At 54.2% G+C, this 25,604-nt stretch carries 27 protein-coding genes; 20 read left to right on the top strand and 7 right to left on the bottom strand.

The genetic code is table 11. The features are described 5' to 3' along the window. On the top strand, window positions 1-306 hold the full coding sequence (locus tag HOJ95_09780; GenBank protein ID MBT6394982.1) for a hypothetical protein: 306 nt from the start codon (window positions 1-3) through the stop codon (window positions 304-306). Between the two features lie 11 nt (window positions 307-317). Here HOJ95_09780 and mutY read toward each other — a convergent pair whose 3' ends face one another. After that, on the bottom strand, window positions 318-1,472 hold the full coding sequence (gene mutY, locus HOJ95_09775) for an A/G-specific adenine glycosylase (GenBank protein MBT6394981.1): 1,155 nt from the start codon (window positions 1,470-1,472) through the stop codon (window positions 318-320). Window positions 1,473-1,570: 98 nt separating this feature from the next. On the opposite strand from mutY, the gene HOJ95_09770 reads away from it, so the two are divergent. The 13 genes from HOJ95_09770 to HOJ95_09710 all read left to right on the top strand — a co-directional run bounded on the left by HOJ95_09770 (window position 1,571) and on the right by HOJ95_09710 (window position 12,746). Beyond that, window positions 1,571-2,764, top strand: a complete 1,194-nt coding sequence (locus HOJ95_09770) for an ABC transporter substrate-binding protein (GenBank protein MBT6394980.1) — start codon at window positions 1,571-1,573, stop codon at window positions 2,762-2,764. A 361-nt stretch (window positions 2,765-3,125) separates the two neighbouring features. Next, a complete protein-coding gene (locus tag HOJ95_09765; GenBank protein ID MBT6394979.1) occupies window positions 3,126-3,587 on the top strand; it encodes an Rrf2 family transcriptional regulator in 462 nt (153 codons plus the stop codon). Continuing rightward, entirely contained in the window at window positions 3,584-4,804 is a 1,221-nt protein-coding gene (locus HOJ95_09760; protein MBT6394978.1) for an IscS subfamily cysteine desulfurase, read from the top strand. Before HOJ95_09765 ends, HOJ95_09760 begins: the two co-directional genes overlap by 4 nt. An 82-nt stretch (window positions 4,805-4,886) precedes the next feature. Further along, window positions 4,887-5,300 carry a Fe-S cluster assembly scaffold IscU gene (gene iscU, locus HOJ95_09755; protein ID MBT6394977.1) on the top strand — a complete coding sequence of 138 codons (414 nt, stop codon included), beginning with the start codon at window positions 4,887-4,889 and terminating at the stop codon, window positions 5,298-5,300. A 113-nt stretch (window positions 5,301-5,413) separates the two neighbouring features. After that, window positions 5,414-5,746 carry an iron-sulfur cluster assembly accessory protein gene (locus HOJ95_09750; protein MBT6394976.1) on the top strand — a complete coding sequence of 111 codons (333 nt, stop codon included), beginning with the start codon at window positions 5,414-5,416 and terminating at the stop codon, window positions 5,744-5,746. Window positions 5,747-5,866: 120 nt separating this feature from the next. Continuing rightward, on the top strand, window positions 5,867-6,514 hold the full coding sequence (hscB, locus tag HOJ95_09745) for a Fe-S protein assembly co-chaperone HscB (GenBank protein ID MBT6394975.1): 648 nt from the start codon (window positions 5,867-5,869) through the stop codon (window positions 6,512-6,514). Further along, entirely contained in the window at window positions 6,514-8,343 is a 1,830-nt protein-coding gene (hscA, locus tag HOJ95_09740; GenBank protein ID MBT6394974.1) for a Fe-S protein assembly chaperone HscA, read from the top strand. Before hscB ends, hscA begins: the two co-directional genes overlap by 1 nt. 23 nt (window positions 8,344-8,366) lie before the next feature. Continuing rightward, window positions 8,367-8,729 (top strand): 2Fe-2S iron-sulfur cluster binding domain-containing protein, encoded by a 363-nt coding sequence (locus HOJ95_09735; GenBank protein MBT6394973.1) that lies wholly within the window; start codon window positions 8,367-8,369, stop codon window positions 8,727-8,729. A 17-nt stretch (window positions 8,730-8,746) separates the two neighbouring features. Further along, the gene (gene iscX, locus HOJ95_09730) at window positions 8,747-8,968 is read left to right on the top strand and encodes a Fe-S cluster assembly protein IscX (protein ID MBT6394972.1); all 222 of its coding nucleotides are present in this window, start codon (window positions 8,747-8,749) and stop codon (window positions 8,966-8,968) included. A 12-nt stretch (window positions 8,969-8,980) separates the two neighbouring features. Beyond that, window positions 8,981-9,793: an enoyl-CoA hydratase/isomerase family protein gene (locus HOJ95_09725; protein ID MBT6394971.1), complete on the top strand. Its 813-nt coding sequence runs from the start codon at window positions 8,981-8,983 to the stop codon at window positions 9,791-9,793. Between the two features lie 7 nt (window positions 9,794-9,800). Next, complete coding sequence (locus HOJ95_09720) at window positions 9,801-11,003, top strand: CoA transferase (GenBank protein ID MBT6394970.1); 1,203 nt, start codon at window positions 9,801-9,803, stop codon at window positions 11,001-11,003. Window positions 11,004-11,062: 59 nt separating this feature from the next. Next, window positions 11,063-11,767, top strand: a complete 705-nt coding sequence (gene rsmI / locus HOJ95_09715; protein ID MBT6394969.1) for a 16S rRNA (cytidine(1402)-2'-O)-methyltransferase — start codon at window positions 11,063-11,065, stop codon at window positions 11,765-11,767. A gap of 115 nt (window positions 11,768-11,882) precedes the next feature. After that, the gene (locus HOJ95_09710; protein MBT6394968.1) at window positions 11,883-12,746 is read left to right on the top strand and encodes a hypothetical protein; all 864 of its coding nucleotides are present in this window, start codon (window positions 11,883-11,885) and stop codon (window positions 12,744-12,746) included. A 1-nt stretch (window position 12,747) separates the two neighbouring features. Here HOJ95_09710 and HOJ95_09705 read toward each other — a convergent pair whose 3' ends face one another. From HOJ95_09705 to HOJ95_09695, 3 genes are all read right to left on the bottom strand, one after another. Continuing rightward, the gene (locus tag HOJ95_09705) at window positions 12,748-14,058 is read right to left on the bottom strand and encodes an MFS transporter (protein MBT6394967.1); all 1,311 of its coding nucleotides are present in this window, start codon (window positions 14,056-14,058) and stop codon (window positions 12,748-12,750) included. A gap of 121 nt (window positions 14,059-14,179) precedes the next feature. Next, complete coding sequence (locus HOJ95_09700) at window positions 14,180-15,091, bottom strand: histone deacetylase (protein MBT6394966.1); 912 nt, start codon at window positions 15,089-15,091, stop codon at window positions 14,180-14,182. Then, the gene (locus HOJ95_09695; GenBank protein ID MBT6394965.1) at window positions 15,091-16,290 is read right to left on the bottom strand and encodes a CoA transferase; all 1,200 of its coding nucleotides are present in this window, start codon (window positions 16,288-16,290) and stop codon (window positions 15,091-15,093) included. Before HOJ95_09695 ends, HOJ95_09700 begins: the two co-directional genes overlap by 1 nt. A 190-nt stretch (window positions 16,291-16,480) precedes the next feature. Between HOJ95_09695 and HOJ95_09690 the strand changes: the two genes are divergently transcribed. Then, window positions 16,481-16,654, top strand: coding sequence for a hypothetical protein (locus HOJ95_09690; GenBank protein MBT6394964.1), 174 nt, complete (start codon window positions 16,481-16,483; stop codon window positions 16,652-16,654). 137 nt (window positions 16,655-16,791) lie between these two features. Here the strand turns inward: HOJ95_09690 and HOJ95_09685 are convergent, their stop codons facing one another. Both HOJ95_09685 and HOJ95_09680 read right to left on the bottom strand, forming a co-directional pair. Continuing rightward, complete coding sequence (locus tag HOJ95_09685) at window positions 16,792-17,211, bottom strand: hypothetical protein (GenBank protein MBT6394963.1); 420 nt, start codon at window positions 17,209-17,211, stop codon at window positions 16,792-16,794. A gap of 2 nt (window positions 17,212-17,213) precedes the next feature. Beyond that, window positions 17,214-18,173 (bottom strand): LLM class flavin-dependent oxidoreductase, encoded by a 960-nt coding sequence (locus HOJ95_09680; GenBank protein ID MBT6394962.1) that lies wholly within the window; start codon window positions 18,171-18,173, stop codon window positions 17,214-17,216. Between the two features lie 467 nt (window positions 18,174-18,640). Between HOJ95_09680 and HOJ95_09675 the strand changes: the two genes are divergently transcribed. The 5 genes from HOJ95_09675 (at window position 18,641) to HOJ95_09655 (ending at window position 23,096) form a co-directional block, all read left to right on the top strand. Beyond that, entirely contained in the window at window positions 18,641-18,892 is a 252-nt protein-coding gene (locus tag HOJ95_09675; GenBank protein MBT6394961.1) for a hypothetical protein, read from the top strand. Between the two features lie 109 nt (window positions 18,893-19,001). Beyond that, entirely contained in the window at window positions 19,002-19,265 is a 264-nt protein-coding gene (locus HOJ95_09670) for a hypothetical protein (protein MBT6394960.1), read from the top strand. Between the two features lie 196 nt (window positions 19,266-19,461). Then, window positions 19,462-20,961, top strand: coding sequence for an FAD-dependent tricarballylate dehydrogenase TcuA (tcuA, locus tag HOJ95_09665; protein MBT6394959.1), 1,500 nt, complete (start codon window positions 19,462-19,464; stop codon window positions 20,959-20,961). A gap of 205 nt (window positions 20,962-21,166) precedes the next feature. After that, window positions 21,167-22,471, top strand: a complete 1,305-nt coding sequence (locus tag HOJ95_09660; protein ID MBT6394958.1) for a DUF1015 domain-containing protein — start codon at window positions 21,167-21,169, stop codon at window positions 22,469-22,471. Between the two features lie 19 nt (window positions 22,472-22,490). Continuing rightward, a complete protein-coding gene (locus HOJ95_09655) occupies window positions 22,491-23,096 on the top strand; it encodes a YihA family ribosome biogenesis GTP-binding protein (GenBank protein ID MBT6394957.1) in 606 nt (201 codons plus the stop codon). Window positions 23,097-23,188: 92 nt separating this feature from the next. Here the strand turns inward: HOJ95_09655 and HOJ95_09650 are convergent, their stop codons facing one another. After that, window positions 23,189-25,453: a xanthine dehydrogenase family protein molybdopterin-binding subunit gene (locus HOJ95_09650; GenBank protein MBT6394956.1), complete on the bottom strand. Its 2,265-nt coding sequence runs from the start codon at window positions 25,451-25,453 to the stop codon at window positions 23,189-23,191. Window positions 25,454-25,604: the final 151 nt, after the last annotated feature.

Raw genomic sequence — 25,604 nt, 5'->3', positions numbered from 1 at the left:
ATGGAAAAAGTCCTTCAAACCGCAAAAATATTATGGGCCGGCAAAATGCCCCTTCGCCCGGCGTTTTGGATTTACGGCTTCACCGGGGTGTTGCTTTTCAAGTGGGCGATGCGCGTGCTGGCGGCAAGCGATTTTGCCGCCTCGCCGCTTTATTCCGCGATGGGCATCCTCGCGGTCATCTATTCGGGTTTTGCCGCAATAGTCGTATGGAAAAGCGCTTCAAGGTTCGAGGGAGACGCTGGTTGGGCCTGGGCCGCGCGTATGGCCGTTGTCGTTTGGCCCACAACAATTTTCTGGGGCCCGTGAATATTTCTTATCTAAAAAAGCTTTCCCTGCCCGTCAATCTCTGCTTCCCGCACAGCATCAATAACGGCCCTTTGTGCGGTGGAGATGGGTAGGGCGGCGAGGTCGTCCTCTTTGGCCCATAGGGCATCATCGCTGGCAGGCGATTTTTTCGCGGCGCTGCCTACCTCGGCTCTGTAAACAATAAATAAAATTTTTCGATGGGTGAGGGTCCGAACGAGGCGGGTGGTCTCTTTTCCCGTTTTCCAGCCGGGCCCCAGCGTGGCGCGACGCAGGCTTGCAAGCGCTTTAAGGTCCGGGCTATCGGGCCGCCCTTCCACCATCAGGCTCGGCAACTCCCACATTCCTCCGAACAGGCCATTTTCGTCGCGTTGAATGAGCCGGATGGTTTTTCTGTTTTCCGCCCAGAGCTGAAAGACGGTGACCTCCAGGGGTGGTTTCTTTTTGGTTTTCACGGGCCGAAGGTGGGTGGTGCCCTTGAGGGCGGCAGCGCATTGTTTTGCGATAGGACATGTATGGCAGCGGGGGGCCCTTGGCAGGCAGACCCCGGCGCTTAGATCCATGATGGCCTGGTTGAAATCCCCTGGCCGAGAGGGCGGGACCAGGATTTCGGCCTCGGTATCGAGAATCGTCTTTCCTGCCGGGTGGTCTGTGGCCTCGGCAAGATCGACAAGCCGGCTCAGGACTCGTATGGCGTTTCCGTCCACCGCCGGGGAGCGTTCTCCAAAAGCGATGCTAGAGACGGCGCCAGCCATATAGGGGCCGAATCCGGGAAGGGCCTGAAGCGATATTTTGTCTTCGGGCAGATTGCCACCATGTGATTCGGCTAGAATCCGTGCGGCGCGATGGAGGTTTCGGGCGCGCGAGTAATAGCCGAGTCCTTGCCATTCTGTGAGAACAGCCTCAAGCGGCGCATCGGCAAGGGCGGCGAGTGTTGGAAAGCGGGAGATGAATGCCGGGTATCGCCCCTGGATAGTGTCGGTTCGGGTTTGCTGGAGCATGACCTCGGAAACCCAGATACGGTAAGGGTCTTTTTCGCCGCGCCAAGGAAAAGACCTTTTTTCCGAGTCGTACCATTTGAGAAGTTTTGCGCGAATCTGTCTCCGCACGACGGGTGTGAGGGTCGAGGAGAGCGACGTTTGTTTTTTTGGCCTGCGTTGATTTGACATGTCTTCAAAGTAGCGGATATTAACGAGAGTCTATAATCTTTAATGTGAGTTGATTGGGATTTTATAGGATGTAGAGATGTTTAGGGGTTTTGTACGGCATGAAATGTAAAAAAAACGGCTACTGGATTCGATGGACAACGACACTGGCGGCGTCGCTTTTGCTGGCTGGCCTCGCCTTCCCGAGGTTTGGGTATGTCCAGGAAAAGCCCGAGAAAAGGGTTGTGGTTGGGGCGGTCTTGGATCTTACGGGTCCGGGGGCGGCGCGTGGACGCCATGCGCGCGACGCGCTGCTTTTAGAGGAAACCCGGTTTAATGAGAATAAAGATTCGTCAGTAGCGCGAGTGCACCTCGTGACGATTGATTCGGAAGGAAAGGCCCTGGTTGCTGCCAAGGCAGTGGAAAGGCTGGCAGATGAGTTTGGCGCCGTGGCTGTCGTAGGTCCTGGCGGAAGGGGGGAGGCGCTTGCTGCGGCCCAAAAGGCAGAAGAAAAGCGCATTCCTCTTGTTGCGCTATCGGCGCCCGAGGAAATTTTTGAACCCTTGAAAAGGTGGGTGTTTTCGACGGCTCATCGGGCAACGACTGCGGTGAGCCTCTCTTATTTTCATGTCCGCTCCAGGGGTTTTAATAAAATTGCTATATTGTCCTCGGATGATGCTATGGGCAGAGAAGGCCGAGAGGCGCTCAGTGCCTTGGCCCCCGAAGCGGGTCTTTCGATTTTTTTAAACCATAAATTTTCAGACAAGGAACATAATTTTCTTCCCTTCCTTAAAAAGGCGAATCTGCGAGGAGCGCAGGTATTTCTTCACTGGAGCAATGGTGCCTCGCGTCTGGCGCTTGCGCGTGCCCGGCAGGCGCTCGATCTAAGGATACCCGTATATCTTTCGACAATGGTTTCGAGGCGCTACGGCAATGGAAGTTCGAGTCGCTCGACTGAAGGGTTGATATTTCCTGTTCCAAGATTGTTCGCTGTCCATCTATTTTCGAAAACGGCGACCGATTGGCGAGAAGCGCATGAGTTTCGCGCTAGTTTTTTAAGCCGTTTCGGCCAGACGCCAGATGGGTTGGCTGGGTATGCGGCGGATGCTTTTCGGTTGATTGCCGAATCGCTTAAAGGCGCTAATGCGAGCAGGGGAAAAGTACGCAGGAAAATTGAGGTCTCATCTCCATTTGTTGGCCTGACAGGTACCTATCGGTTTAGCGAGACCGATCATAATGGCCTCAAACCCAATTCTCTTGTTCTGATTCAGATAAAAAAGGGAAAATGGACGCTGGCCAGGACAAAAAACCGATAATTTCCATAAAATCCATATAACTTATTGATAGTAAATAGGTAATGTGGGTTTTTTGGATTTGTTCACGCGGCTGAGGTTTGTCCAGGGAGGGTTCTGAGGCGCAATTTGTAATTGTAAGTTGTTGATAATAAACAATTAATTTGTTTTCTCCTCCTGAAACGATCCGGCAGTGGGTTTGTGTCTACTTTTGGCTTGTCCTGGTGTCAGGTGACGCTGCCAAAAGAGGTCAAAATAATCCTTTTTCTTTGATTTTCCTTGGTTTTTCCGTTGACAAAGCCAGGTTGCTGGCCTATATACACGACAGAACTTATCGGCGACTGAATGGGTCGGCAATAGGTGGCATTCTAATGGGGCGCATGGATTGATCGGCGCCCCCTATTTTTGGGTGGATTTGGCGATGATTACATTTTCAAAGAGAACGGATTACGGACTTATCGCCCTCTCCCATCTGGCGGCTCAGGAGGATGGCGAGGCAACGAACGCCAAAGCCATCGCCGCGCAGTATGGAATTCCCCCTGAGCTTTTGGCCAAAACCCTTCAGCTACTGGCGAAAAACGATATTGTTGAATCAAAAAACGGGCCCAAAGGAGGCTATGTCCTCTCCCGAAGCCCGGAGAGTATTTCTGTGCATGAAGTCATACAGGCGATAGAGGGACACGTCGCCATGGCAAACTGCCAGGTTGCAGAGGCCTCGGTTTGTGATCAGCTTGAGAGTTGTCCTCTACTTAGACCAATGGAGCGTATCCAGCAGAGAGTTGTCGAGCTTTTGAAGCAGATGACTGTTCTGGATATGTCCGATTTATCCGTAGGAGAAATTAGATGAGCCTTAAGTTTCCAATCTACATGGACTACCAGGCGACGACGCCGCTGGATCCGCGTGTGCTCGAGGAGATGATCCCTTATTTCACCGACACATTTGGCAATGCCGCGAGCCGCAACCACAGCTATGGCTGGGACGCAGAAAAAGCTGTTGACGATGGTCGCGAGCGAATCGCAAATGTTATTGGCGCAGACCCGCGCGAGATAGTATTCACAAGCGGCGCCACCGAGTCCGACAACATGGCACTCAAAGGCGTCGCCGAGATGTACAAGACGAAGGGCAAGCACATCATCACCTCGATGATCGAGCACAAGGCCATCATCGATTCGGCCAAGCGTCTTGAGACATGGGGTTTTGATGTGACCTACCTCACGCCCCGTGAAGACGGCATGACCACCGCAAAGATGGTGGAGGAGGCTATGACCGACGAGACTATCCTCGTCTCCATCATGTCCGCCAACAACGAGATCGGCGTCCTTAACCCGATCCGCGAAATCGGCCAGCTTTGCCGCTCAAGAAAGGTGCTCTTCCATACCGACGGCACCCAGAGCTTCGGCAAAGTCCCTGTCGATGTAAACGATGACTTTATTGATCTGATGTCCATGTCCGCACACAAGATTTACGGGCCCAAGGGTGTCGGCGCGCTTTATGTGCGTCGCAGAAAGCCCCGCGTTCGCCTCGCCGCCATTATTGACGGCGGCGGCCATGAGCGCGGTATGCGCTCAGGAACGCTGAACGTCAGCGGCATCGTCGGTTTCGGCAAGGCGGCCCAGCTCTGCCAGGAGGAGATGGTCGAGGAGGGTCTGCGCCTCTCGAATATGCGCGATAAATTTAAGTCGACGCTCATGGAAAGCCTCGATGAAGTTTACGTAAACGGCCACGAAACCCAGCGGATTCCCGGCAACCTCAACATCAGTTTTCCGTATGTCGAGGGCGAGTCGCTCATTATGGGCCTCAAGGACGTGGCGGTTTCCTCCGGTTCGGCCTGCACCTCAGCCAGCCTGGAGCCGAGCTATGTACTCAAAGCAATGGGCCGAGGAGACGAATTAGCGCATTCGTCGATTCGCTACGGCCTGGGCCGTTTCACCACACAAGAGGAAGTGGACTTCGTGGCCGAAAAAACGGTCGAAGTCGTAAACCGTATGCGCGAAATGAGCCCGCTCTACGAGATGGTCAAAGAAGGCGTCGATCTCTCAAAAGTGGAATGGGCGCACCATTAATCGACAAGCAATTTAAGAACTACTTTTACTAAAATGAATATCGAGGCAGCTTCTCGATAAAAAATTAAGGAGAGATAAAGAAATGGCTTACAGCGACAAGGTGGTCGATCATTACAATAACCCACGTAATGTGGGCTCTATGGATAAAAACGATACTGAAGTGGGCACTGGCGTCGTGGGGGCCCCGGAGTGCGGCGACGTGATGAAGCTTCAGGTGAAGGTGAACGGGGACGGCGTTATTGAAGATGCGAAATTTAAAACCTTCGGCTGCGGCAGTGCCATTGCTTCAAGCTCTTTGGCTACTGAGTGGCTAAAAGGCAAGACCGTGGATGAGGCGCAAGAGATCAAGAACACGCAAATCGTCGAGGAGCTGAACCTTCCTCCGGTCAAAATTCACTGTTCGGTCCTAGCCGAGGATGCCATTAAATCAGCGCTGAACGATTACCGCACCAAAAAAGGCATGCCGACTGTCGGGGATGCCCAGTCTGCCGTTTAGGTTAATGCTGGTGGTCTGGAAAGTAGCTAGCGGTCTTAATTCAAGGCGTGGTAATTTTTAGTCAGTCGGCTATTGATTAAAGGACAAAGACCATGGAACTTGCCGAAAAGAAAATGACAATTGAAGTTACCGAAAAGGCAATCGCCAACGTTAAAAGGTTCATGGAAAGCGAAAACAAACCCAATAACATTGTCAGGGTTGGTGTTCGCGGCGGTGGTTGCTCGGGTCTTTCTTATGTTCTTCAGTTCGAGGATGCCGCTACCATCAACATGATGGATCAGGTCATTGAAAAAGACGGTGTCCGAATTGTTGTGGATAAAAAGAGCATGCTTTATTTGGCGGGAACGACCCTCGACTACGAGGATGGCTTGTCGGGCAAGGGGTTTACCTTCAAGAATCCCAATGCAAGGCAGGCTTGTGGTTGCGGAGAAAGTTTTTCTCTTTAGCGGGCGGCATTAAAAACGCGCCTCGCCCCTCCTATTTGCTTGCGGGTGGGCGTGACGCGTTTTTTCTTGTAACTGAATATCAGGCAAACCCACCCCAGGGCGGTGTTTGAATCAAGCGCGATGAATCGAACGAGCACAAAAAATAAAAAGCTCTTTTCTGTTTTCGATGAAGACGGGGAAATCCAACCCGTCCCCGCTAGCGTTGATCATTTTGCGTTTTTAGAATTGCCTAAAAAAATGAATATCAATGAGGCTGTTCTCGAATCAACTTTTTTTGAATACAGCCGCAAACTCCACCCTGACTTTTTTATGAACGCCCCTGCCTCGAAGCGCATTCTCAGCCTAGACGCTTCGGCTCGTCTTAACGCGGCATACAAAACACTCAAAGATCCCATCCAAAGAGCGGTTTATCTTGTTGAGCTAGAAAGCGGGAAGCTTGAAGAGAACGATTCGAGCCCGCCGGTGGAGTTGCTTGAAGATATTTTTATGGCCCAAGAGGCCGCCGCCGACTATAAGTGCTGCGAAAACGGCGGAGAGGAGGCCGAGGGGCTTCGCGCCAACCTGATGGCGGCAAAAGAATGTTTTGAGGCCCAACGCTCTGGTCAGCGCGCTGCGTTGGATAAGCTAGGTGGTCGCTGGGACGAGGCCGTGGACGCTGGCGAAGAGCCTCCTTCGGAAGTTATCGATAAACTGCGCTCGGTTTTGGGGCTTCGAAATTATATAGAAAATATTCTTCGGAATGTAGATCGGGCACTGGAAGAGGCTTGATGAGCGATATAATAGGCATAGATCTAGGTACGACGAACAGTCTAGTTGCCGTCATGAAGGACGGCAGTCCCGTGGTTGTATCCCCAGAGGCAGAGCGCTCTATCGTGCCCTCTGTTGTGAGTTTTCGATCCGATCGGGTTTTGGTGGGCGATAAAGCCAGGTCTGATCGTACAGACAATATTCGAAATACAATTTATTCCATCAAGAGATTTATGGGTCGCGGGTACAACGACATTGAGGCCGAGCGCCGCCACCTGCCCTATGAGTTTGATTCGAGCCAGACCGAAGCGGTTTTTGTAAAAGCCAGAGGGCGCACCTACGGCGCACCCGAAATCAGCGCAATTATTTTACGTGAACTGAAATCCCGTGCAGAAAAATCGATTGGCCACCGTGTGCAGCGAGCCGTTATTACGGTGCCTGCGTATTTCAACGACGCTCAACGTCAGGCGACCAAAGATGCGGGTCGCCTTGCAGGTCTCGATGTCCTCCGTATCGTGAATGAGCCGACAGCGGCTTCTCTGGCCTATGGCCTGCACGAGCGAAACCGGGGAATTATTGCTGTATATGACCTGGGCGGCGGCACGTTCGATATCTCTATCCTGAAGGTGAAGGACGGGGTTTTCGAGGTGCTTGCAACCGGTGGCGACACCCGCCTCGGTGGTGACGATATCGACCGTGCATTGGCGGATTATTTAATTGAAAAATCCGGGGTTGAAAATGGCGTTAAGGAAAATCCCGAAATCGTTGGTTTGTTTGTTCTGGCGGCAGAAAATGCAAAACAGGATTTGACGGACAATGAGAAAACGGAAGTCGTGGTGGAATGCTCTGGTGAGAGCCCGCTCTCTTTTAGTCAAACACTTACCCGAGAGGAAATGGAAAAAATTGCGTTGCCCATCGCAGAGCGCACGATAGGTCCCTGCAGGCGGGCGCTCAAAGATGCCGGACTGGCTACGAGTGAAGTGGATGAAGTGGTTCTCGTGGGCGGCTCAACACGGATGCCGCTTATCGGGCGCATGGTCACGGAGTTTTTTGGGAAAGAGGCAAAATCAGAGTTGAACCCGGACGAGGTGGTGGCGTTGGGCGCTGCGGTGCAGGCTGACATTCTTTCGGGCGGGCGCACCGACATGCTTCTTCTTGATGTTACGCCCCTTTCCTTGGGTATCGAGACGATGGGCGGGGCGATGAGTTGGATCATCCCGCGAAATACAACAATTCCGACGAGCCAGCGTGAGGTGTTCACCACCTTTAAAGACAACCAGACCGGCGTGGATATTCATGTCCTTCAGGGCGAGCGAGAGTTGATTAAAGATAATCGCTCGTTGGCCAAATTTGTTCTTGGCATCGATCCGGCACCGGCGGGGATGGCCCGAATCGAAGTGTCTTTTTTGATAGACGCCAATGGCATACTAAGCGTAACCGCAAGAGATCTGCGAAGCGGCAAAGCGGCGTCGGTGGAAGTTCAGCCTTCCTACGGCTTGACGGATGAGCAGGTGGAAAAAATGTTGCTTGAATCGTTTGAGCATGCCGAGGCTGATATACATGCACGCCAGGTTCTTGAGGCTCGAACGGAGGCAGAGAGCGTGATGGCGGCGACAATGCGTGCGCTCCGGGATTATGGGGAAGATAAGGTCGGAGATGAGGAGAGGAACGTTATTAAGCAAGCGTTATCCGAGCTGGAAAAAGTCATGGATGGGGACGATCATCAGGTCATCCGCGACAAAATTGATGCATTGAATGAGGTGACCCATCCGTTGGCCGAGCGGATGATGGACAATGTTCTCAAGGAGGCATTGGCTAATAAACGGCTTACAGAGGCGATGAGCGATTAAAACGTCACAAGTGGCGTTAAGGGATGAGGGGTATTATGGCAAAATTGCATTTTATAGACGAAGACAAAACGTTTGATATCGGGGTGGGACAGAATATCCTGGAAGTTGCTCTCGATAATGGGTTTGATCTTGATCACGCCTGTGGCGGCGTATGCGCCTGCTCTACTTGCCACATCAAGGTTCGCGAAGGTTTTGATCTATTTCCGGAGGCCGAGGAGGAGGAAGAGGACCAACTCGACAACGCTCGGGACGTGGATCTTAGCAGTCGCCTGGCTTGCCAGTGCGTACTTCAAGAAGAGACGGGCCAGGTGATCACGGTTGAGATTCCGTTCTGGAACGTGAACCTGGTCCAGGAAGGCCCCGACGCCGCCCGAGAGAGCCACTAAAAAAATAAGGGGACCGGATTTTGGAAAAGTTTTCATGGGACGATGCCGAGGACATTGGCATTGCGCTATCTGAGAATCATCCCACCATCGATCCGCTTCAGGTCCGCTTCACGGATCTGCATCAAAGGGTTCTTGATCTTGAGAATTTCGAGGACGATCCGAAAAAATCCACAGAAGGAAAGCTTGAGGCGATTCAAATGGCCTGGCTTGAGGAATTTCAGGACGCGCAAAATGACTAGCGGAGACATGCCTTGAGTGCCGCAGAAGAAAAATTCGCAGGTGGAAAACTCCTTGTTCGTCGCGAGGGGGCGATAGCCTCCATTACGCTTAATCATCCAGATAAAATGAACTCGATTGAGCTTGAAATGTGGGCCGCGCTGGCGCGGCTTGTGCCCGAGCTTGACGGAGATGATGCGATTCGCGTCCTCGTGTTTCGGGGGGCGGGAGAGCGCGCCTTTTCGGCGGGTGCTGATATTTCGCGCTTTGCCGAGGAGCGCTCGAATTCTGCCCAGGCGCGAGAGTATTCTGCGCAATTTTTGCCCGGCCTCGATGCCGTTGAGGCGTTCTCCAAGCCCACTGTGGCGATGATAAGAGGGGCTTGTGTTGGTGGTGGCGCTGAATTGGCCGCTGCGACTGACATTCGAATCGCGGGTGAATCTAGCCGTTTCGGCGTGCCGGTGGCGAAGCTGGGTCTTGTGGCCGGGTATTCGGAACTGAGGCGCTTTGTTCATATCATTGGCCCTGCCCGCACGATGGACATGTTGCTCACGGCCCGGCTTTATTCGGCCGAGGAGATGCTTGGCGCGGGATTTTTGGCCCGTGTGGTGTCCGATGAGGAAGTAGAGAAAACGGTGATGGAGACGGCCGAGCGCATCGCCTCCCTCGCTCCTCTCACACAGAAGTGGCATAAAGAATTTGTGAAAACCATTCTTCGCGATCCGGCCCTTGCCTCGCTTTCCGAGGAGGATATCTCTAAGCAGTTTGCCGGATTCGACACCGAGGACTTTAGGGAGGGCGTTGATGCCTTCCTTAACAAACGCTCGCCCCGCTTCAAAGGGAGATAAGCCTCCGATGAACCCAGGCATGGACGGTGCGCTTGAGGGCGTTCGCGTCCTGGAAGTGTGTCAGATTATGGCGGGGCCTTTTTGTGGCGCCCTTCTGGGCGACATGGGGGCCGACGTCATTAAAGTTGAGAAACTCGCTGGCGGGGATGATGCTCGCCACATGGGCCGTCACTTCGACGGTGGCGAGGGTCACGGCTTTATGAACCTGAACCGCAACAAGAGAAGCCTCGCCATTAACCTTAAGGATGAAAAAGGCCTTGCCCTTCTCCGCGAATTAGCCACAGGCGCCGATGCGCTGATTGAAAATTTTCGGCCGGGAACGATGGATCGCCTGGGGCTCGGCTATGAAGATCTCCACGCACTGAACCCCGGTCTTATCTACGCCTCGATTTCGGGTTATGGCCAAACGGGTCCTTTCAGGGACAAGGGTGGGTTTGATCTGGTGGCGCAGGGCCTCGCAAGCCTGATGAGTTTTACCGGCGAGCCTGGTCGCCCGCCCGTCAAGATACCGATTCCGGTATGCGATCTGAATGCGGGCATTTACACGGCCATGTCAATTCTGTCCGCCTATATTTACAAGCTAAAAACCGGCAAGGGCCAGCGCATCGACACCTCACTCGTAGATGCAGGCCTGGGCTATACCTTCTGGCAAGCCTCGCAATTTTTTCCCTCGGGCGAGGTCCCAACGCCTCGTGGTTCGGCCCATGAATTGGCAGCCCCCTATCAGGCCTTCAAGTGCACGGACGGCTACATCGCGCTCGGCGCCGCCAATCAGTCGAACTGGGAGCGCACCTGCAAAGCCATTGGACGCGAGGATTTGCTTGAACGGGATGAGTACAAGACCGACAAAGATCGCGGGAGCCATTATCTCAAGCTGGCAGAAGAGTTGGATAGCGTTTTTGAGACAGATGCTCGCGATGCCTGGATTGAGCGATTAGAGGCCGAGCGTGTGCCTTGCGGCCCGATACTCGACATGGCCGAGACGTTTGATCATCCGCAGATAAAGGCCCGAGAAATGGCTGTCGATGTGTCACATCCCGCTGCCGGTAAAACCCGTGTGCTCGGTTTTCCGCCCAAGTTCTCCGAGACCCCCGGCATCGTCCGCAGGCCCTCGCCAACCCTGGGCCAGCACACCGATGAAGTGATTAAAGAGCTTGGCAAAAGCGATGAGGAAATTCGCCATCTTCGAGAAGAGGGCGTTCTCGCTTAGGGGTATGATCCCCTGAAATACACCCGTCATTTTTGCGCAGTCCCTGGAGGGAAAGAGCGATGGCCCGCGAGCCAGATAAATTTCCCCCCGGCATATATCTTGTATCCACTCCCATTGGAAACCTTGAGGATATTTCGGAGCGCCAGCGACGCGTTCTAGAGGATTGCGATGTGGTCGCCTGCGAGGATACCCGCAGAACGGGCCAGCTTCTCGCGCGTCTATCCATCAAAAAATCGCTTCTCAGCTATCACGAACACAATGAATCGGCTCGTGCCGAGCAGCTTGCAGAAAAAGCCGAGGCGGGCGAGCGCATCGCGGTAGTCTCTGATGCAGGAACGCCCGGCATTTCCGATCCCGCCTATCGGGTGGTTCGGGCGGCAGTGGATCGAGGCGTCACCGTTTATCCCGTGCCGGGCCCCTCGGCAGTGGTGGCCGCTCTCGTGGCGTCCGGCCTGCCTACTGATCGGTTTGTCTATGAGGGTTTTTTGCCCCAAAAAGGGGAGAAAAGGTGGCGCCGGGTCGATGAGTTACTAGAAGAGGATCGCACGGTGGTTCTTTATGAATCTCCCCACAGAGTTGTTCGTCTTATCGAGGAGATATCGAATCGCACTCCTAGCAGGCCGCTAGTTCTTGCGCGGGAAATTACCAAGCTCCATGAAGAGTTTTTGCGCGGAACAGCCTCTGAGCTTGCCAACAAAACAAATGGGAAAAACGTAAAAGGTGAATGTGTTCTGTTAATTGGGCCCAAACGGATGGAAAATTAACTTTCCCTCGCCGGATTAATGGGAAGTTTTTTAAAAAATTAGTGTTGTATTGAATAGGTCAAATAAATAGTAGCGGCTGGCATCTCATCGGCCCTTTAAAAATAAGGAGTATTTTATGCGTGTTTATCGACGAATTTTGTGCGCTTTTGTGAGTGCGTTATTTGTTGGTTCTCTGGGCGCAGTTTTTGCGGCGGAAAAAAAGTCAGCGGCTCCCGGAGAGGTCGTAGTGGCCACCGTCGGCAATAGCAAGATTACTCTCGAGGATTTAAATGTATTTATCGCTGCCCTTCCTGCCAATGTGCAGGTGGCAGCGAAGCTTCAAAAAGGAGATATTTTGGATGGCCTCGTTAGCCGCCTTTTGATTTATAAACACGCAAAAACGCAAGGTTTTGAAAAAAGAAAGGCCGTCAAAAAATTTATAGCCCGTGCAAAGCGGGAAATCATTGTTCGGCTTGCAGTTGAGGAACTACAAGAAAAAAATAAACCAAACGAGAAAGAGCTCAGGGCGGTATACGACAACAACAAGAAAGATTATCTGAAAATTGGCAAGGTGACAGCATCGCATCTCATGGTGACAACCGAGAAAGAAGCCAAAGATCTTTTAGAAAAATTAAATAAAGGCGCTGACTTTGCCGAGTTGGCGAAAAAATATTCTCTCGCTCCCGAAAGACAAACTGGAGGGAGCCTCGGAGAGATGACCAAAGGCCACCACCTGAAAACAGGCCTTCCTGAAATTATCGAAAAAACCGCTTTTTCTCTGAAGGCGGGGGCACATAGTGGTGCAGTGAAAAGTGAATTTGGCTGGCATCTAGTTAAAACATCTCAAAAAGATGAATCAGGGCAAATGACATTTGCTGAGGTTCGGGGCTCGATCGAGAATAGGTTAAAAGAGACGAAGCAGGCTGCAGCGTTAGAGGGAATGTTAAAGATGGCCGGTGAAAATTTTAAAACTAAAAAATACCCGGAGCGGCTTAAGTAAGTTAGCTGGCCGTCTTCGTTTTCGCGTTATCTAGGCTCTTTTGCAGTGTTAGGGATGCGATGATGGAGATGAACAGAATGACGATAATAAGCGAGAACGGCACCGAATAACTTTGGGTGTAGTCGAAGAAAAATCCCGCCAGGGGCGGCCCAACGACCCCGCCCAGGCCGTAGCATATTTCTGTGAAGCCAACGATCACGCCGTAGGTCGGGCCCTCGAAGATATCCCCACCAAGAGCCGAGCCGCAGGCGCTCATTGCGCCGATCCCGATGCCGTAGACAATCGCGAAAGTGTAGGCGGGAACAAGCCCGCCGCCCATCGCTGGAATTAACAGAAGTAAAATCAGACCCGCGTTTACCACAACAGCCGCGATGGCCGCTCCTCTTCCGCGGCCGATCAAGTCGCCTATCCATCCACCCGATATGCTTCCGGCGGTCCTTAAGAACCCAACTGCTCCGAGGACGAGAGCCGATGCGGCAGTCGTGAAACCGATGTCCACGAAATATAGATGGACCTGGCTCATGATGGTGTTGTTGTTGAATCCGATGGCGAAGTAAAGAAACATTATTGACCAGAATCGATAATCGCCTTTTAGGGTAAGAAATACACTGCGAACACTTTTGTCGATGACGGGCTCGTCAGATGGAGCCGTTTCTGGGCCCGTTTGTTCATCCGGGCGGGAAGGCAACCCGTCTCGCTCCTGTCCCACGTCCTCTGGTCTATCGCGAAGAATGAAGTAGCTGGCGGGCGTGATAACAAGAAGCACGATGGCGCCGTAGCCAACATAAGCGAGACGCCAGCCCCACATGTCTATCATTCTCTCGATCATCGGAACGAGAGCCAGGATTCCAATTCCAATTCCAGACAGGACGATACCGGTTGCGCGACCTCTCTTGTGGACGAACCAGCGGGGCATGATGGCCGTGTTGGTGGCGAATCCATTCATCGCCAAACCGAGGCCGCCCACGCAGCCGATCAAGATGTAAACATGCCAGATGGCGCTGATAAAATATCCGCCAAAAGCGGCAAGCGCCACCAATAGACAGCCTATTGGCATGATGGCGCGAGGGCCCTTTCTTTCGAGTAAAGAGCCTACATAGGGGGACGCCACTGCGTAAGTTAAAAGAGAGAGTGAAAAGGCGCCGCCGAGAACGCCTCGGCTCCAGCCAAATTCTTGGATGAAGGGAACCTGAAACACTGCGAAAGAGAATCGGTAGACAACCTGAAAGGCGAGGACTACGAAGCCCAGCCCAACAATTATCCAGCCGTAGTACAAACGGGGAGCCGCGGGGGGTTGTGGGGCTGATGTCATGTTGGTGTCTCTCCGGCAGGCTATCCCGTGAGACGCCTTAGGTAATTGAAAGAATATATAATTAGCTTAAAAATGACGTACGAAAGTCTTCAACTATTTCGCATCGTAGCGTTATGGGTCGTTATTCTGCAATCTCACCCGCCCTTTTTAGGGCCTCCCAAAACGCAAAAGCAGTTTGGACGTGGATATCGACGGTATCCTCGGAATTGCGAGCGTAGCCACCACCCAGCGTTCCAGCCACGGGAATAGCTCTTTTTCGACATTCGGCGAGGATGAGGTCGTCTCGCTGGCGTAGGCCCTTTTTGGAGAGTTTTAGCGTTCCGAGCTGATCGTCCATGTAGGGGTCGGCGCCTGCCTGATAAATGACAATTTCGGGGCGGTGTTTATCGAGGATTTGAGGAATGTTGTCCTGAATCTTTTTCATGTAAGCAGCGTCATCCGTTAGATCGGCAAGGCCGATATCGAGGGAGCTTCTCTTTTTGGGTGGGTAGATGTTTTCCTGGTGAATGGAAAATGTAAATACGGATTCATCTTTGCGAAAAATTGAAGCCGTTCCGTTTCCCTGATGAAGATCGCAGTCGATTATGGCGGCGCGTGAAACGGCTCCCTCGTTTTGGAGGGTGCGCACCGCCACGGCAAGATCGTTCATATAGCAAAACCCTTCGGCGCAATCGGGAAAAGCGTGGTGAAATCCGCCGGATAGGTTTAATGCAAAGCCGTGGGCCATTGCTTCGCGGGCGGCAAGTGTGGTTCCGCCGACGGAGAGGAGGCACCACCGAACAATTTCAGGCGATAGGGGAAGCTCACTGGGAAGGGTGCGGGCGGTGTGTTGGCCTGAGCGCATATCGGCCAGGTACTCGGGAGTGTGAACCAGAAGAATATCTTTATCCGGCGCCTCGTCGGGCTGTGCAAACGCGCTTTCGGGGATGCCAGTTTTTAGAAGGCATTTGTGGGTTTTGTGAAACTTTTCTGCCTGAAGGACATGGTTGCCAATATCTGCGAAGTAATCCGGGTGAAAAATAAAAGTGGCCACTAGATAACGCTGGCCTCTCGAAGTTGGGTGATTTCGTTATCAGTGTAGTTAAGGGTTTTGAGTATTTCGTCGGTGTGTTTTCCTTTTGGAGGCCCAGGCCACCGAATTTTTCCGGGCGTTTCTTTTAGGTTTGGTATGGGGCCTTGGATGCGGACGGAGCCGAGTTCTTCGTCTTCAAGCTCGACGAAGGTCCCCCGGTGCTGAACATGGGGATCTTCAAGAAGTTGTTCAATGTCGTAGACGGGGCCAAGGGCGCCTTCGAATTCTTGAAAATGGGTGACGGTATCGTTGAGGGTGTGAGCCCCGATCCATTCTTGGATAGCGTTGTCGAGTTCGGCGGTGTGGGTGACGCGGCCTTCTTGGGTTTGCATGCGTGGATCGACGGCGAGGTCATCTCGACCGATGGCCTGCATGATTCGTTTGAAAATACTCTCGGCGCTGGCGGAGAGAACTACATAGCGGCCGTCTTTGCACCGGTAGGTGTTGCGCGGGGCGACGAAGGGGATTGAATTTCCGGTGCGGGTTTGAATGGTGCCCATGTGGTCGTACATGAGCGATTGGGGCCCGAGGATGGTGGTCATTGGCTCGTAGATGGCGGTGTCGATCTCTTGGCCGAGGGCGTCATGCATGTCTCGGTGATAGAGCGCCATCATGACGCCGTAGGTGCTGCACATGGCGCTGATGCCGTCGGCGAGGGCGAAGGCGGGAAGGGTTGGCGGTCCATCGGGCGAGCCTGTGATATGCGCAAAACCGCTCATGGCCTCGGCGAGGGTGCCAAAACCGGGCCGCTTGGCGTAGGGGCCTTCCTGGCCGAAGCCGCTGGTTCGCGCGAGGATGAGCTTGGGATTTATTTCGTGAAGTGCTGACCAGCCGAGACCCCATTTTTCAATTGTGCCGGGGCGGAAATTCTCGACGAGTACATCTGCATCAGTGCAGAGTTTTTTTAGGATTTCCTGGCCCGCGGGTTTTGAGAGATCGCAGGTGAGTGATTTTTTGCCGCGTCCGGCGAGTTTCCACCATAGCGAAACGCCGTCCTTGTGGGGTGCGAAATTTCGGATTGAATCGCCCTTGGGGTGCTCGACTTTGATAACCTCGGCCCCGAAGTCGGCCATGTAGGTGGCAACCCAGGGGCCGGCGAAAAGTGTGCCGATGTCGAGAACTTTGATGCCTTCGAGGGGAAGTTTTTTCTGGTTGGACATTTTGTGTGCGTGCTCCTGTCCAGGCACTATATATTGTGGTCTGGGGATTGTGAGCTGTTACCTCGAAAGTTCATGTTAGCAGAGCCCCTTCTTATGTGCACCGCTGTGGAGAATGCGTGATCGGCGGCGAATGGAGTTGTTTCCATAATCTATTTGTAATCAATAGGTTGATGTTCGCGGTGGGGGTTATGTGCGACATGTTGCACTCAAACGATATGCCCCGCCCCCGCTGGGTGGCTCCTCGGTCAGCGCCGTGGGCTCTTTGACGCCCCGGACAGATCGAGATATTCGCCCGCTCGTGGACTTGAAATCCCTCCGTTGGGATAATCTGCTCTCGAAAATGATGCCGCCGGTCTTAACCTGATCGCTCCCGCCCACCTCCCTTTTCCTACCTTTGGGCCAGAGGGCACTCGTTGGTCTAGTAATTATGCTGAAGCTCACTTTGGTCGAATGCGGAGTTTTGGTTTTCGTGGTTCGCGGGGCATGTTCAAGTCAAGGCGTTCATTCAGTGGTTTTGGCGGCAGTTTTATGGGTGGCTTCACCGGGATGATTGTTGGAGGCAAGATCGGGCGGCTCCTCGTCTCCGTAGCGTCTGCCGCCCTCCCAGTCCTTGAGCGACCACCAGAGATAAAGGATGCCGCCGAGGATGGTCGCCATGACGCCGCCGAAACCCGCGATGAGGAAGAAGGGGAGCCCGCCGCGATATGCGCCGGCAGGCGGTTGGCCCACGGCCCCGGCGGGGGGTGCTTGTGCGGTGGACCTTCTGGCTGCGATCATAGCCTGCTCGGCCTGGAACTGCGTATAGCCGTAGTAGATCAACGAGCCGAGCGCGAGGACGATCAATAATGTGCAGATCGGCCACTTGAGGCCGCCGCCTTTTTTTGTTTCGGCATCTTCCATGCTCATCGTTTCGTTTTCCATGTTTACTCTTTCACCTTCGGGACGACCTCCTCGGCCAGCCGGGTCATCTGCTCCAGGTCGGTCTCGGGCTCGCCCACCGTCCTGAGGATAAAGTGCGACGCTCCGGCCTCGACAAACTCGGCGAGCTGCTCGGCGCAGCGCCCGGGCGGGCCGTGGATTAAGTATTTTTCGGCGATGTCCTCGAAGTTCATGTTATAGCGTCGGGTGAGGTACTCCGTCCCCGTCCGCAGGGCGCGGGCTTCGTCGTCATCCAAATAAATAAAGGCATGGTGCGCCGCTGTCCAGCCGCCGCCCTCGATGTCGAGCGCCCGCCCGGCCTCTTCGGCCCACTGGCGTACCTGGGCGATGCCCTTGGCGAAGCGTTTTGCCGTGAATAGGTAGGAGACCCAGCCGTCCCCGAGGAGGGCGGCGCGTTTTCGGGCCGCGTCACTCCGGCCACCTATCCAAATGGGCGGTCCACCTGAAGTAAGGGGTGGTGGGCTCTGACTAGTTTCCCCGAAGGACCAAAATCGCCCATCATGGCTTACCTTCTCGCCGGTCCATAGTTTTCGAATAATTTCGATGGCTTCGTCAGTTCGAGCGCCACGTTCGTTTACAGGCACCCCACAAAGATCAAATTCTTCCTTGCCTTCGCCTCCAACACCGATTCCGAAGACAAACCGTCCTCCACCGGAGAGATAATCCACTGTAGCAGCACATTTTGCAGCTACACCTGGCGTTCTCAGGGGAAGGAGGTAAACCGAGGTGCCAATAGTAAGGCGAGTGGTGCGCGCCGCAAAGGCCGCTAGCGTTGTCAGACACTCGGTGAAGTGGCCGCCATGAAAAGCGATATGATCTCCCATCCAGAGCGAATCAAACCCGAGGTTTTCAACTGTTTCGGCGATTGAAAGTACCATCTCGGGTGGGGAAATTATTTCAGGGTGCAAACCCCAGCTGATTCCGAATTTAATTGGAGGAGCCATGATAGGACCTTATTATGCGAGCCACCGGGGAGGCATTCGTATACGCCAGATCCTAGTGTAGTGGTATGAGCGGCGGGATTGTAGCACGAAGAGTGCTAGTCGGCCTCATCTCCTCGAATAGGAAGTGCATGTTGTGTCGTGGCGTCTCTGGAATCTAGGGCGAATATCTCGATAATGCCTAGCTCCTACGCCCACGGCGGCAAATCTCGCCGTGCGTCAGGCCCGAGCCGGTCAGCCTGGGCTGGGGCGTCAAGGAGCCCATCGCCGAGCGTCAGGGATCCCTGCGCTTTGAGTGCCACATGGCGCTCATAGGCCCCATGTTAAAATCTTAACTGATTGATAATATTACAGTTATTTCTCTTTCCCGTTTGGCATCGATCCTGCTCTACCTATCAGAGAGCAAGCATGTGCGCACATGCCTGCTGCGTCAGGTATTTTGCTAATCGAAGCTTAGGGGAGACATAGAAATGGTGGAAACCCGCATGGACGTGATGATCTCGAGGCTCGCCACTCAGCCCCAGACCATCGCAAATCGCCCAAAAGTCCAGGCCGGAGAGCAAGTACTCAAAGCCCGCCCATCAGAGGGCCCGAGCTCTGTCGAGAACGATGTGGCCAGAATCTTCGCCCGGCGTGCTTTTCAGGCCACGTCAGCCCCCGAAAAACCGGCCATAGTCCAAAACGAAGGTCCTCGCGGCGGAAATCTCGACATTTTAGCCTGATTTTTCGTAAAATATTCGCTATGTCTCCGTTTAGTTAATGCGGCCCATATGCTAAAATCTCCTCGTGGTCATAGGTAGTACGCCACAACTTCCGGGGGAGATGTAGCAAGTGATAGAAGCCATCGCATCCGTTTTGCCGGTTCATTTGCGGAACAGGCTCGAGAAGCCGCCACCTGTGCCCGAGGCGCAGTTTCAGGTCATCGAGCAAGTCTCAGAGCTTGGTGTGGCCAGCCAACGCGCTATGTCTCTTCTCTCCCAAATGGGCAAAACCAAGGCACCTCCCAAGGCCGATCCCAAGCAACCCACCCGCACAGAAGACGATTACCCCGAAGTCGAAGTCTCGCGGGGCACAGCTGTCAGCGTCACCACATAAAATTCACTGATTCACAATTGCTGTTTTTCCATACCATGCGAAGGTTTTACGTGCCCCGGTTTTTGTGTTTTTTTGCGCCTGCCCTTTACGGGCGGCCTCTGCCCTAAATAAATCTGCTGACACAGAAACCGGACAAGATAAATTTCATCTGGCCGAGAAGATTAGAAAAGTCTTTTATTGCGATTAAGGATAGCGAATGTTAAGCGAGAACAGGCGCGTAGATGTGGTCGTCGTAGGTTGTGGCAACGCGGCATTGTGCGCCGCTCTGAGTGCCCGTGAAAATGGCGCCAATGTAGTTGTACTCGAAAAATCTCCCGAGGCCTGGCGGGGCGGCAACTCTGCTTTTTCCGGGGGGAATCTTCGATTCGCTTTCAATGACGTCAAAGACATTTATGAACTGGTGCCTGATCTCTCCGATTCTGAAAAAGCGGGTATGGAGGTCATACCCTACACACATGAAAATTTTTTCGACGACCTGGCGCGACTAACTGAATTCCAAACTGATGGTGAATTGGCCTCTACGCTTATCGAAAACTCTTTTTCAACTTTGAAGTGGATGCGCACCAAGGGCGTTCGGATGATTCTTACGAAAGGCCAAAGCGCTTCGAGTAAAGGCGGCAAGCGACGCTTCAAAGGCGGTTTGTTTCTGGAGGTCGTTGGTGGTGGCCGTGGTCTTGTGGATTACCTTTTGGACCGGGCAATCGATGAGGGCGTTGAAATTAGGTATGCCTCCAAGGCGACTCGCCTCCTTAGGGATACCAATGGGGCAATCTCAGGCGTCGAGGTGCATGGAGAAGATGGGCCTTACGAAATTCATGCCCCCTCGGTAGTGCTTGCCTCTGGTGGTTTCGAGGCCAATCCCGAAATGCGGTGCCGCTATCTGGGGCCAGGCTGGGATCTTGCCAAGGTACGGGGCACCCCATACAACACCGGTGATGGCCTTGGTATGGCCATGGAGATCGGGGTTCAGCCCTACGGCCACTGGAGCGGGTGCAGTGCGGTGTCATGGGATTTGAATGCACCACCGCACGGAAATATTTCGGCGCCTGAACCCTACCAGAGAAATGGTTACCCCATAGGTATCGTGGTGAACGCCATGGGCAATCGTTTTTTTGATGAGGGCTCTGATTTCCAAAACTACACTAACTCAAAATATGGCAAGCAGATTATGGCGCAGTCCATGCGTACGGCGTTCCAGATATTCGATAGGAAAACTATCGATTTACTAGGCGATGCCTATCGCAGCCGTAAGGCAACGATGGTCGAGGCGAACACCCTTGAGGAGCTTGCAAAAAATCTCGAAATCGATGTCGAAGGATTTGTAGATACGGTTCAATCGTTCAACGCTGCAGTCCTGCCAGGTGAATTCAACACCGACATAAAAGACGGCAAAGCCACCCAAGGAATTCACCCCCCTAAATCTAATTGGGCCCTTCCCATCGATGAGCCCCCTTATTGGGGATTTTCCGTCACCTCGGGAATCACATTCACCTTTGGAGGGGTCCGAGTGAATACCAAGGGCCAAGTCCTCAATACAGAGAACAATATCATTCCGGGTCTTTTTGCCGCCGGAGAATTGGTGGGCGGGATCTTTTTCTTCGATTATCCGAATGGAGCCGGATTGGTATCCGGGGCGGTCTACGGGCGGCTTTCCGGGTTGGGCGCAGCTAAATACGCATCAAACGGCGCCTCGTGAATTGCTTGAAAATGAATTGTTACTAAGTTCCGCCAACGTTCATTTAGCCTGGTTTTTATATTTAAAAATAGATTTCACTTCGATCCTTTTTCCGTGTAGTCTCATGTCCGTTCATAGTGGGCGATTTTGGCCGCAAAGTTATTTTCAAAAACATTAACTCACAGCTTCTCCCGTCTGAGAGGCGCTACACCCAAAGGAGTTTCAAATGGTCGATATCCGCCCTTTCCGCGGATTACGTCATGCGGGCCTTTCCCCCGATAAAATCGGCGAGGTCACATCGCCCCCTTATGACGTTTTTGATCCCGAAATGCAGCGTGCCTATTACGAACGCCATCCGAACAACGTCATTCGCCTCATTCTTGGTATTGTTGAGCCGGGGGAGTCCGATGATAAAGGACGAATCGACCGCGCTACCCAACATATTAAAGATTGGAAACGCGAAGGCGTTCTAGCTCTAGACGACACCCCGGCTATTTACCCCTATCTCCAAAAATTTACCCTGCCTGACGGCACCGCTCTTGAGCGTCGTGCGTTTTTCACTTCGATCCGATTGGAAAAATACGGCGAAGGGAAAATACACCCCCACGAGCAGACCTTCCCCAAAACAAAGACTTTTCTTTTCAATCTCTATGGAAGCTGCGGCACACATTTTGGCCCCATCTTTTCTTTTTACGACGATCCCGCTGATGCCGCCTCAAAAGCGATGGCCGCCACAATGGCGGGCGAGCCAGTTGCCGATTTTGAAGAAGATGGTGTTCGCCACACCCTCTGGCGGTGCGATGATCCCGAGACCATTGCGTCTGTACAAAAATCACTTTCCGGGTGCGAAGCATTTATCGCCGATGGCCACCATCGCTACGAAACGTCGCTTGCTCTTAAGGATGCCGCACGAAAAGCAGGCGCAGCGGAAGGCGGCGAGGCCGACTACACCCTCATGTGCCTTGCCAATGTCTCTGATCCTGGCATGGCCGTTTTGCCGACGCATCGCTTGTTGAAAAAAATTAATGCCACTGTCGATGAAGTTCTCGCGAGCATTGCATCCGGCTACGAGATTACCGAAGCCCCCGCTCCGGCTACCGGCGCAGGCGGCGAGGTTGCCCAAAAGCTAAAAGAGTTAGCAGGTGGCGGGCGCTCGGCGTTTTGCCTTTATGACGGCAAAGGCTCGCTTCGCTATCTTGTAAAAAATGAAAGCGGCGCAGCCTCGGGTGATGTAAACAAAGCTGTCGCCTCGCTCGACGTTAGCCGCCTTCACGCTGACATAGTGGACACCGCTTTTGGCACCTCGCACGATGAGGCCGAAATTGCCTTCACACCGGACCCCGAAATCGCCCTTGCCTCTGCAAGAGACGGCGAATGTGAAGTAGCCATTTTACTCAACCCAACCCCGGTTGAGGCCGTGGTGAAAATTGCCCGCGCAGGCGGCAAGATGCCTCACAAGTCCACCTACTTTTTTCCCAAACTGAGGACCGGCCTCGTCTTTCATGCCTTCGCACCTCCCGCGACGGACTGAAAAAGACGGCTAACCTGCCATGAAGATCGAAAGCGCAGAATTCATCACCAGCGCCGCCGACCGCCGGGGGTGGATTTCCGAATCACTACCCGAGATCGCCATTGCCGGGCGGAGTAACGTGGGCAAATCCTCGCTCATCAATGCCCTTGTGCGCAGGAAGCGCCTTGCCAAAACGAGCGGCACCCCTGGCAAGACCCAACTTGTGAATTTTTTCCGGGTGGACGACGCGTTCATCCTCGCCGATCTTCCCGGCTACGGTTTTGCGAAAGTGCCGCTAGCCGTAAAAAACAAATGGCGCCGATTGGTCGAGGAATATTTGAGAGACCGCGATACGCTGCGCGGGGTTATTGTTCTTGTTGATTCCAGGCGCGGGCTCAAGGACATGGACATCGATTTGCTCGATTGGTTGGCCGAGTGTGACCTTTCCGTTTGCCTTGCGCTCACCAAGATCGACAAGCTCAAGCAACGCGAGATAAAGCCCGCCATCCAAGCGTTGACGCAAACCCTCGAAGCGGGCGGGCCTCGCTTTGGCCGCTGGTCCGGGCCCATCCTCACCAGCGCCGAAAAGGGCCTGGGCCGCAAGGAACTTACCGCGCAGATCGGGGAATGGTTGGAGGCGGAGTAACATTCCGACATAAGGCTGGCTGAGAGATTGTACGAAAACAAAAAAGACCCCGGCGAAAACCGGGGTCTTTTTGTTTTTACGAAATGGCTAGTCTAGTGGCCGTTGCTCCCGTTTTTCTTGGCCCGGACCGCGCGAAAGACGCGCTCGGGAGTGATGGGAAGCTCGCTGAGGACCGTGCCGATGGCGTCGTTGACGGCGAGCGCTACCGCAGCAGGTGCGTTGTTGCAGGGAGGCTCCCCCACCCCGCGCGCGCCGTAGGGGCCTGCGCCCTCGCCGCATTCGAGCACTACGGTCTCAAAGTCCCCGATGTCGGATGAGGTGGGGATAAGATACTCGTGAAAACTTTGCGAGCGGCAATCGCCCTCGGTCATCGTGACTTCCTCGTGTAGCGCGTAGCCGATGCCCATGACGGCGCCGCCCTCGAACTGGCCCTCGACGCTCATCGGGTTGAGGGCGTAGCCAATTTCGTGTGCGGCAACGTGTTTGAGGACATTCACCTCGCCGGTGTCGATGTCCACCTCGACCTCGGTGGCGTGAACGCCAAATGTGTAATCGGCCCAGCCGCCCATTCCGCCCATGTAGCGTTCGGGATTTTCATACTCGTGGCCGGGCATGCTGAAGCCGTGGGTGCAGTGAAGCGACTCGCCTTGTTTTTTGGCCTCGGCGGCGGCCGCGCCGATTGCGATGCGGCGGTCCGGGGCCGAGGACACCCAGGCCTCGCCCCCGCCCACGCGGATGTCGTTTTCAGAGGCCTCAAGAAGGGTGGAGGCTCCCTTAACCAGGGACTTGCGAATTTCCTCGGCGGCGAGCTTGATGGAATGGCCCGCCATGAGGGTCTGCCGGCTGCCGGCGGTGATGCCCGAGAGCGGGGTTGTTGCTGAATCCGAGAGCCGGGTTGAGACCTGATCGAGCCTGACGCCGAGAGATTCGGCGGCGAGGCTCTGGAGCGTTGCGCCCTGTCCCGCACCGATGTCGGGGGCGCTCACCCGCACGACGGCGCTGCCATCGGGCTCCATGTGAACGGCGGCCTCGGCGGAGTCGTTCGGGCGGCCATAGCCGGTGATGTTGGCCGCAAAGCCCTGGCCGACGCGTTTGCCGGGGCCCGATGGCTTGGACGGCTCACCGAGCGCCTTGATGGCCCCATCGAGGCAGCCCTCAAGATTGGGCTCATACTCGATCGCCTGCATGGTGGCGAGGTGGCCGCCCTTTTGGAGAAAGTTTCGCCGCCTGAACTCGAACTTGTCCATGCCGAGTTTTTGAGCGACGAGGTCCATCTGGTTTTCGTAGGCAAAGCACAGCTGATTAGAGCCGACCCCGCGCATGGCGTTCGTGATGGGATTGTTGGTCAGGTAGCCGTGGCAGCGCACCTGCACGTTGGGCACCTCATAGGGCCCTGCGGCGATGCACATCGCGCCGAGGAGAAACAGGTTCGATTTATAGGGGTAGGCCCCTGCGTCGCCGACAACGTCTGCCTCCATGGCGAGAATTTTTCCGTCCTTGGTGGCGGCGGTGCGGTATTTCATCGTGAAGGGGTGTTTCTTGACGGTTGAGCGGAGTCCCTCCTCGCGGCCCATCGCCATGTAGGCGGGTCGCTTGGTGAGGTGGGTGACGAGTGCCAGATAGGGCTCAACGGTGAGCATGCCCTTGGCCCCGAAGCCGCCGCCGACATAGGTGCCCTGGTGGCGCACCTTGCTCTGCGGCAGGCCGAGCATCATCGCCATTGCCCGATAGTATTCAACAAGCTGGGTGCCGACGCGGATGGTGAGAACGCCGTCCTCTTCAAGCCACGAGGAGCCCGAGGCGGGCTCAAGAAAAGCGTGCTCGGCTAGCTGGGTTGTGTAGGTGTGCTCAACGATGACATCCGCCCGCGCGAAAGCGGCGGCGGCGTCTCCTCGATTGACTTCAAAATTGCACACCTGGCGTTTCTCGGCGCTATTTTCCTCGTGGCGGGTGGTCCATATGCCTTCGCGCGCCTCAACCTCAACCTTGATAGCCGCGATGCCGGCATCAAGCGCCTCTCTTGATTCGGCGGCCACGATTGCGAGCGCATCTCCGGTGTACTCAATCATGTCCTCGACGAGAACCGGCTGGCCGGGGAGGGTCGCCGTATTCGAGCCAAAGCGGAAGTTCTTTCCCGGAATGTCCTTGGCGGTGATGACGATGGCGACGCCGGGGATATTCTCGGCCGCTCGTGTGTCGATGTTGTTGAGTTTGCCGTGGGGCACGGGGGTGTAGAGAACGCCAGTATGAAGCGCTCCGGCAGGAATTTTGTCCTCCCCGTAGGGCATCGAGCCGTCCGCCTTGGGGATGGCGTCGTAGCGAATATTGGGTTTTCCAACGATGTCGAGAGTGGGCATTGTTTCGCTCCATAAAAATTGTGTGGTTTTAAAGGCTTTCCAGGATAGCCTTATGAAGTCTTTCTAAGTGGAGAGAATCTTCGCAGAAAACAGGCGGCGGGAAAAGGGGAATTAGCAGATTGATGGCTATGTTTAGGAGTCTAATATCTGC

The sequence above is a fragment of the Nitrospinaceae bacterium genome (assembly GCA_018669005.1).
Lineage (GTDB): Bacteria > UBA8248 > UBA8248 > UBA8248 > UBA8248 > UBA8248.
This window is presented reverse-complemented; position numbering and strand designations above follow the sequence as displayed.

Excerpts from the sequence above, each read along its gene's own strand:
- HOJ95_09685 (MBT6394963.1), bottom strand. The coding sequence starts at position 17,211 with ATGGAAAACGAAACGATGAGCATGGAAGATGCCGAAACAAAAAAAGGC.
- HOJ95_09660 (MBT6394958.1), top strand. The coding sequence starts at position 21,167 with ATGGTCGATATCCGCCCTTTCCGCGGATTACGTCATGCGGGCCTTTCC.
- HOJ95_09770 (MBT6394980.1), top strand. The coding sequence starts at position 1,571 with ATGAAATGTAAAAAAAACGGCTACTGGATTCGATGGACAACGACACTG.
- iscU (MBT6394977.1), top strand. The coding sequence starts at position 4,887 with ATGGCTTACAGCGACAAGGTGGTCGATCATTACAATAACCCACGTAAT.
- HOJ95_09650 (MBT6394956.1), bottom strand. The coding sequence starts at position 25,453 with ATGCCCACTCTCGACATCGTTGGAAAACCCAATATTCGCTACGACGCC.
- HOJ95_09710 (MBT6394968.1), top strand. The coding sequence starts at position 11,883 with ATGCGTGTTTATCGACGAATTTTGTGCGCTTTTGTGAGTGCGTTATTT.
- HOJ95_09675 (MBT6394961.1), top strand. The coding sequence starts at position 18,641 with ATGGTGGAAACCCGCATGGACGTGATGATCTCGAGGCTCGCCACTCAG.
- rsmI (MBT6394969.1), top strand. The coding sequence starts at position 11,063 with ATGGCCCGCGAGCCAGATAAATTTCCCCCCGGCATATATCTTGTATCC.
- tcuA (MBT6394959.1), top strand. The coding sequence starts at position 19,462 with ATGTTAAGCGAGAACAGGCGCGTAGATGTGGTCGTCGTAGGTTGTGGC.
- HOJ95_09760 (MBT6394978.1), top strand. The coding sequence starts at position 3,584 with ATGAGCCTTAAGTTTCCAATCTACATGGACTACCAGGCGACGACGCCG.
- HOJ95_09655 (MBT6394957.1), top strand. The coding sequence starts at position 22,491 with ATGAAGATCGAAAGCGCAGAATTCATCACCAGCGCCGCCGACCGCCGG.
- HOJ95_09680 (MBT6394962.1), bottom strand. The coding sequence starts at position 18,173 with ATGGCTCCTCCAATTAAATTCGGAATCAGCTGGGGTTTGCACCCTGAA.
- HOJ95_09750 (MBT6394976.1), top strand. The coding sequence starts at position 5,414 with ATGACAATTGAAGTTACCGAAAAGGCAATCGCCAACGTTAAAAGGTTC.
- HOJ95_09705 (MBT6394967.1), bottom strand. The coding sequence starts at position 14,058 with ATGACATCAGCCCCACAACCCCCCGCGGCTCCCCGTTTGTACTACGGC.
- hscA (MBT6394974.1), top strand. The coding sequence starts at position 6,514 with ATGAGCGATATAATAGGCATAGATCTAGGTACGACGAACAGTCTAGTT.
- HOJ95_09720 (MBT6394970.1), top strand. The coding sequence starts at position 9,801 with ATGAACCCAGGCATGGACGGTGCGCTTGAGGGCGTTCGCGTCCTGGAA.
- mutY (MBT6394981.1), bottom strand. The coding sequence starts at position 1,472 with ATGTCAAATCAACGCAGGCCAAAAAAACAAACGTCGCTCTCCTCGACC.
- HOJ95_09735 (MBT6394973.1), top strand. The coding sequence starts at position 8,367 with ATGAGGGGTATTATGGCAAAATTGCATTTTATAGACGAAGACAAAACG.
- hscB (MBT6394975.1), top strand. The coding sequence starts at position 5,867 with ATGAATCGAACGAGCACAAAAAATAAAAAGCTCTTTTCTGTTTTCGAT.
- HOJ95_09695 (MBT6394965.1), bottom strand. The coding sequence starts at position 16,290 with ATGTCCAACCAGAAAAAACTTCCCCTCGAAGGCATCAAAGTTCTCGAC.
- HOJ95_09780 (MBT6394982.1), top strand. The coding sequence starts at position 1 with ATGGAAAAAGTCCTTCAAACCGCAAAAATATTATGGGCCGGCAAAATG.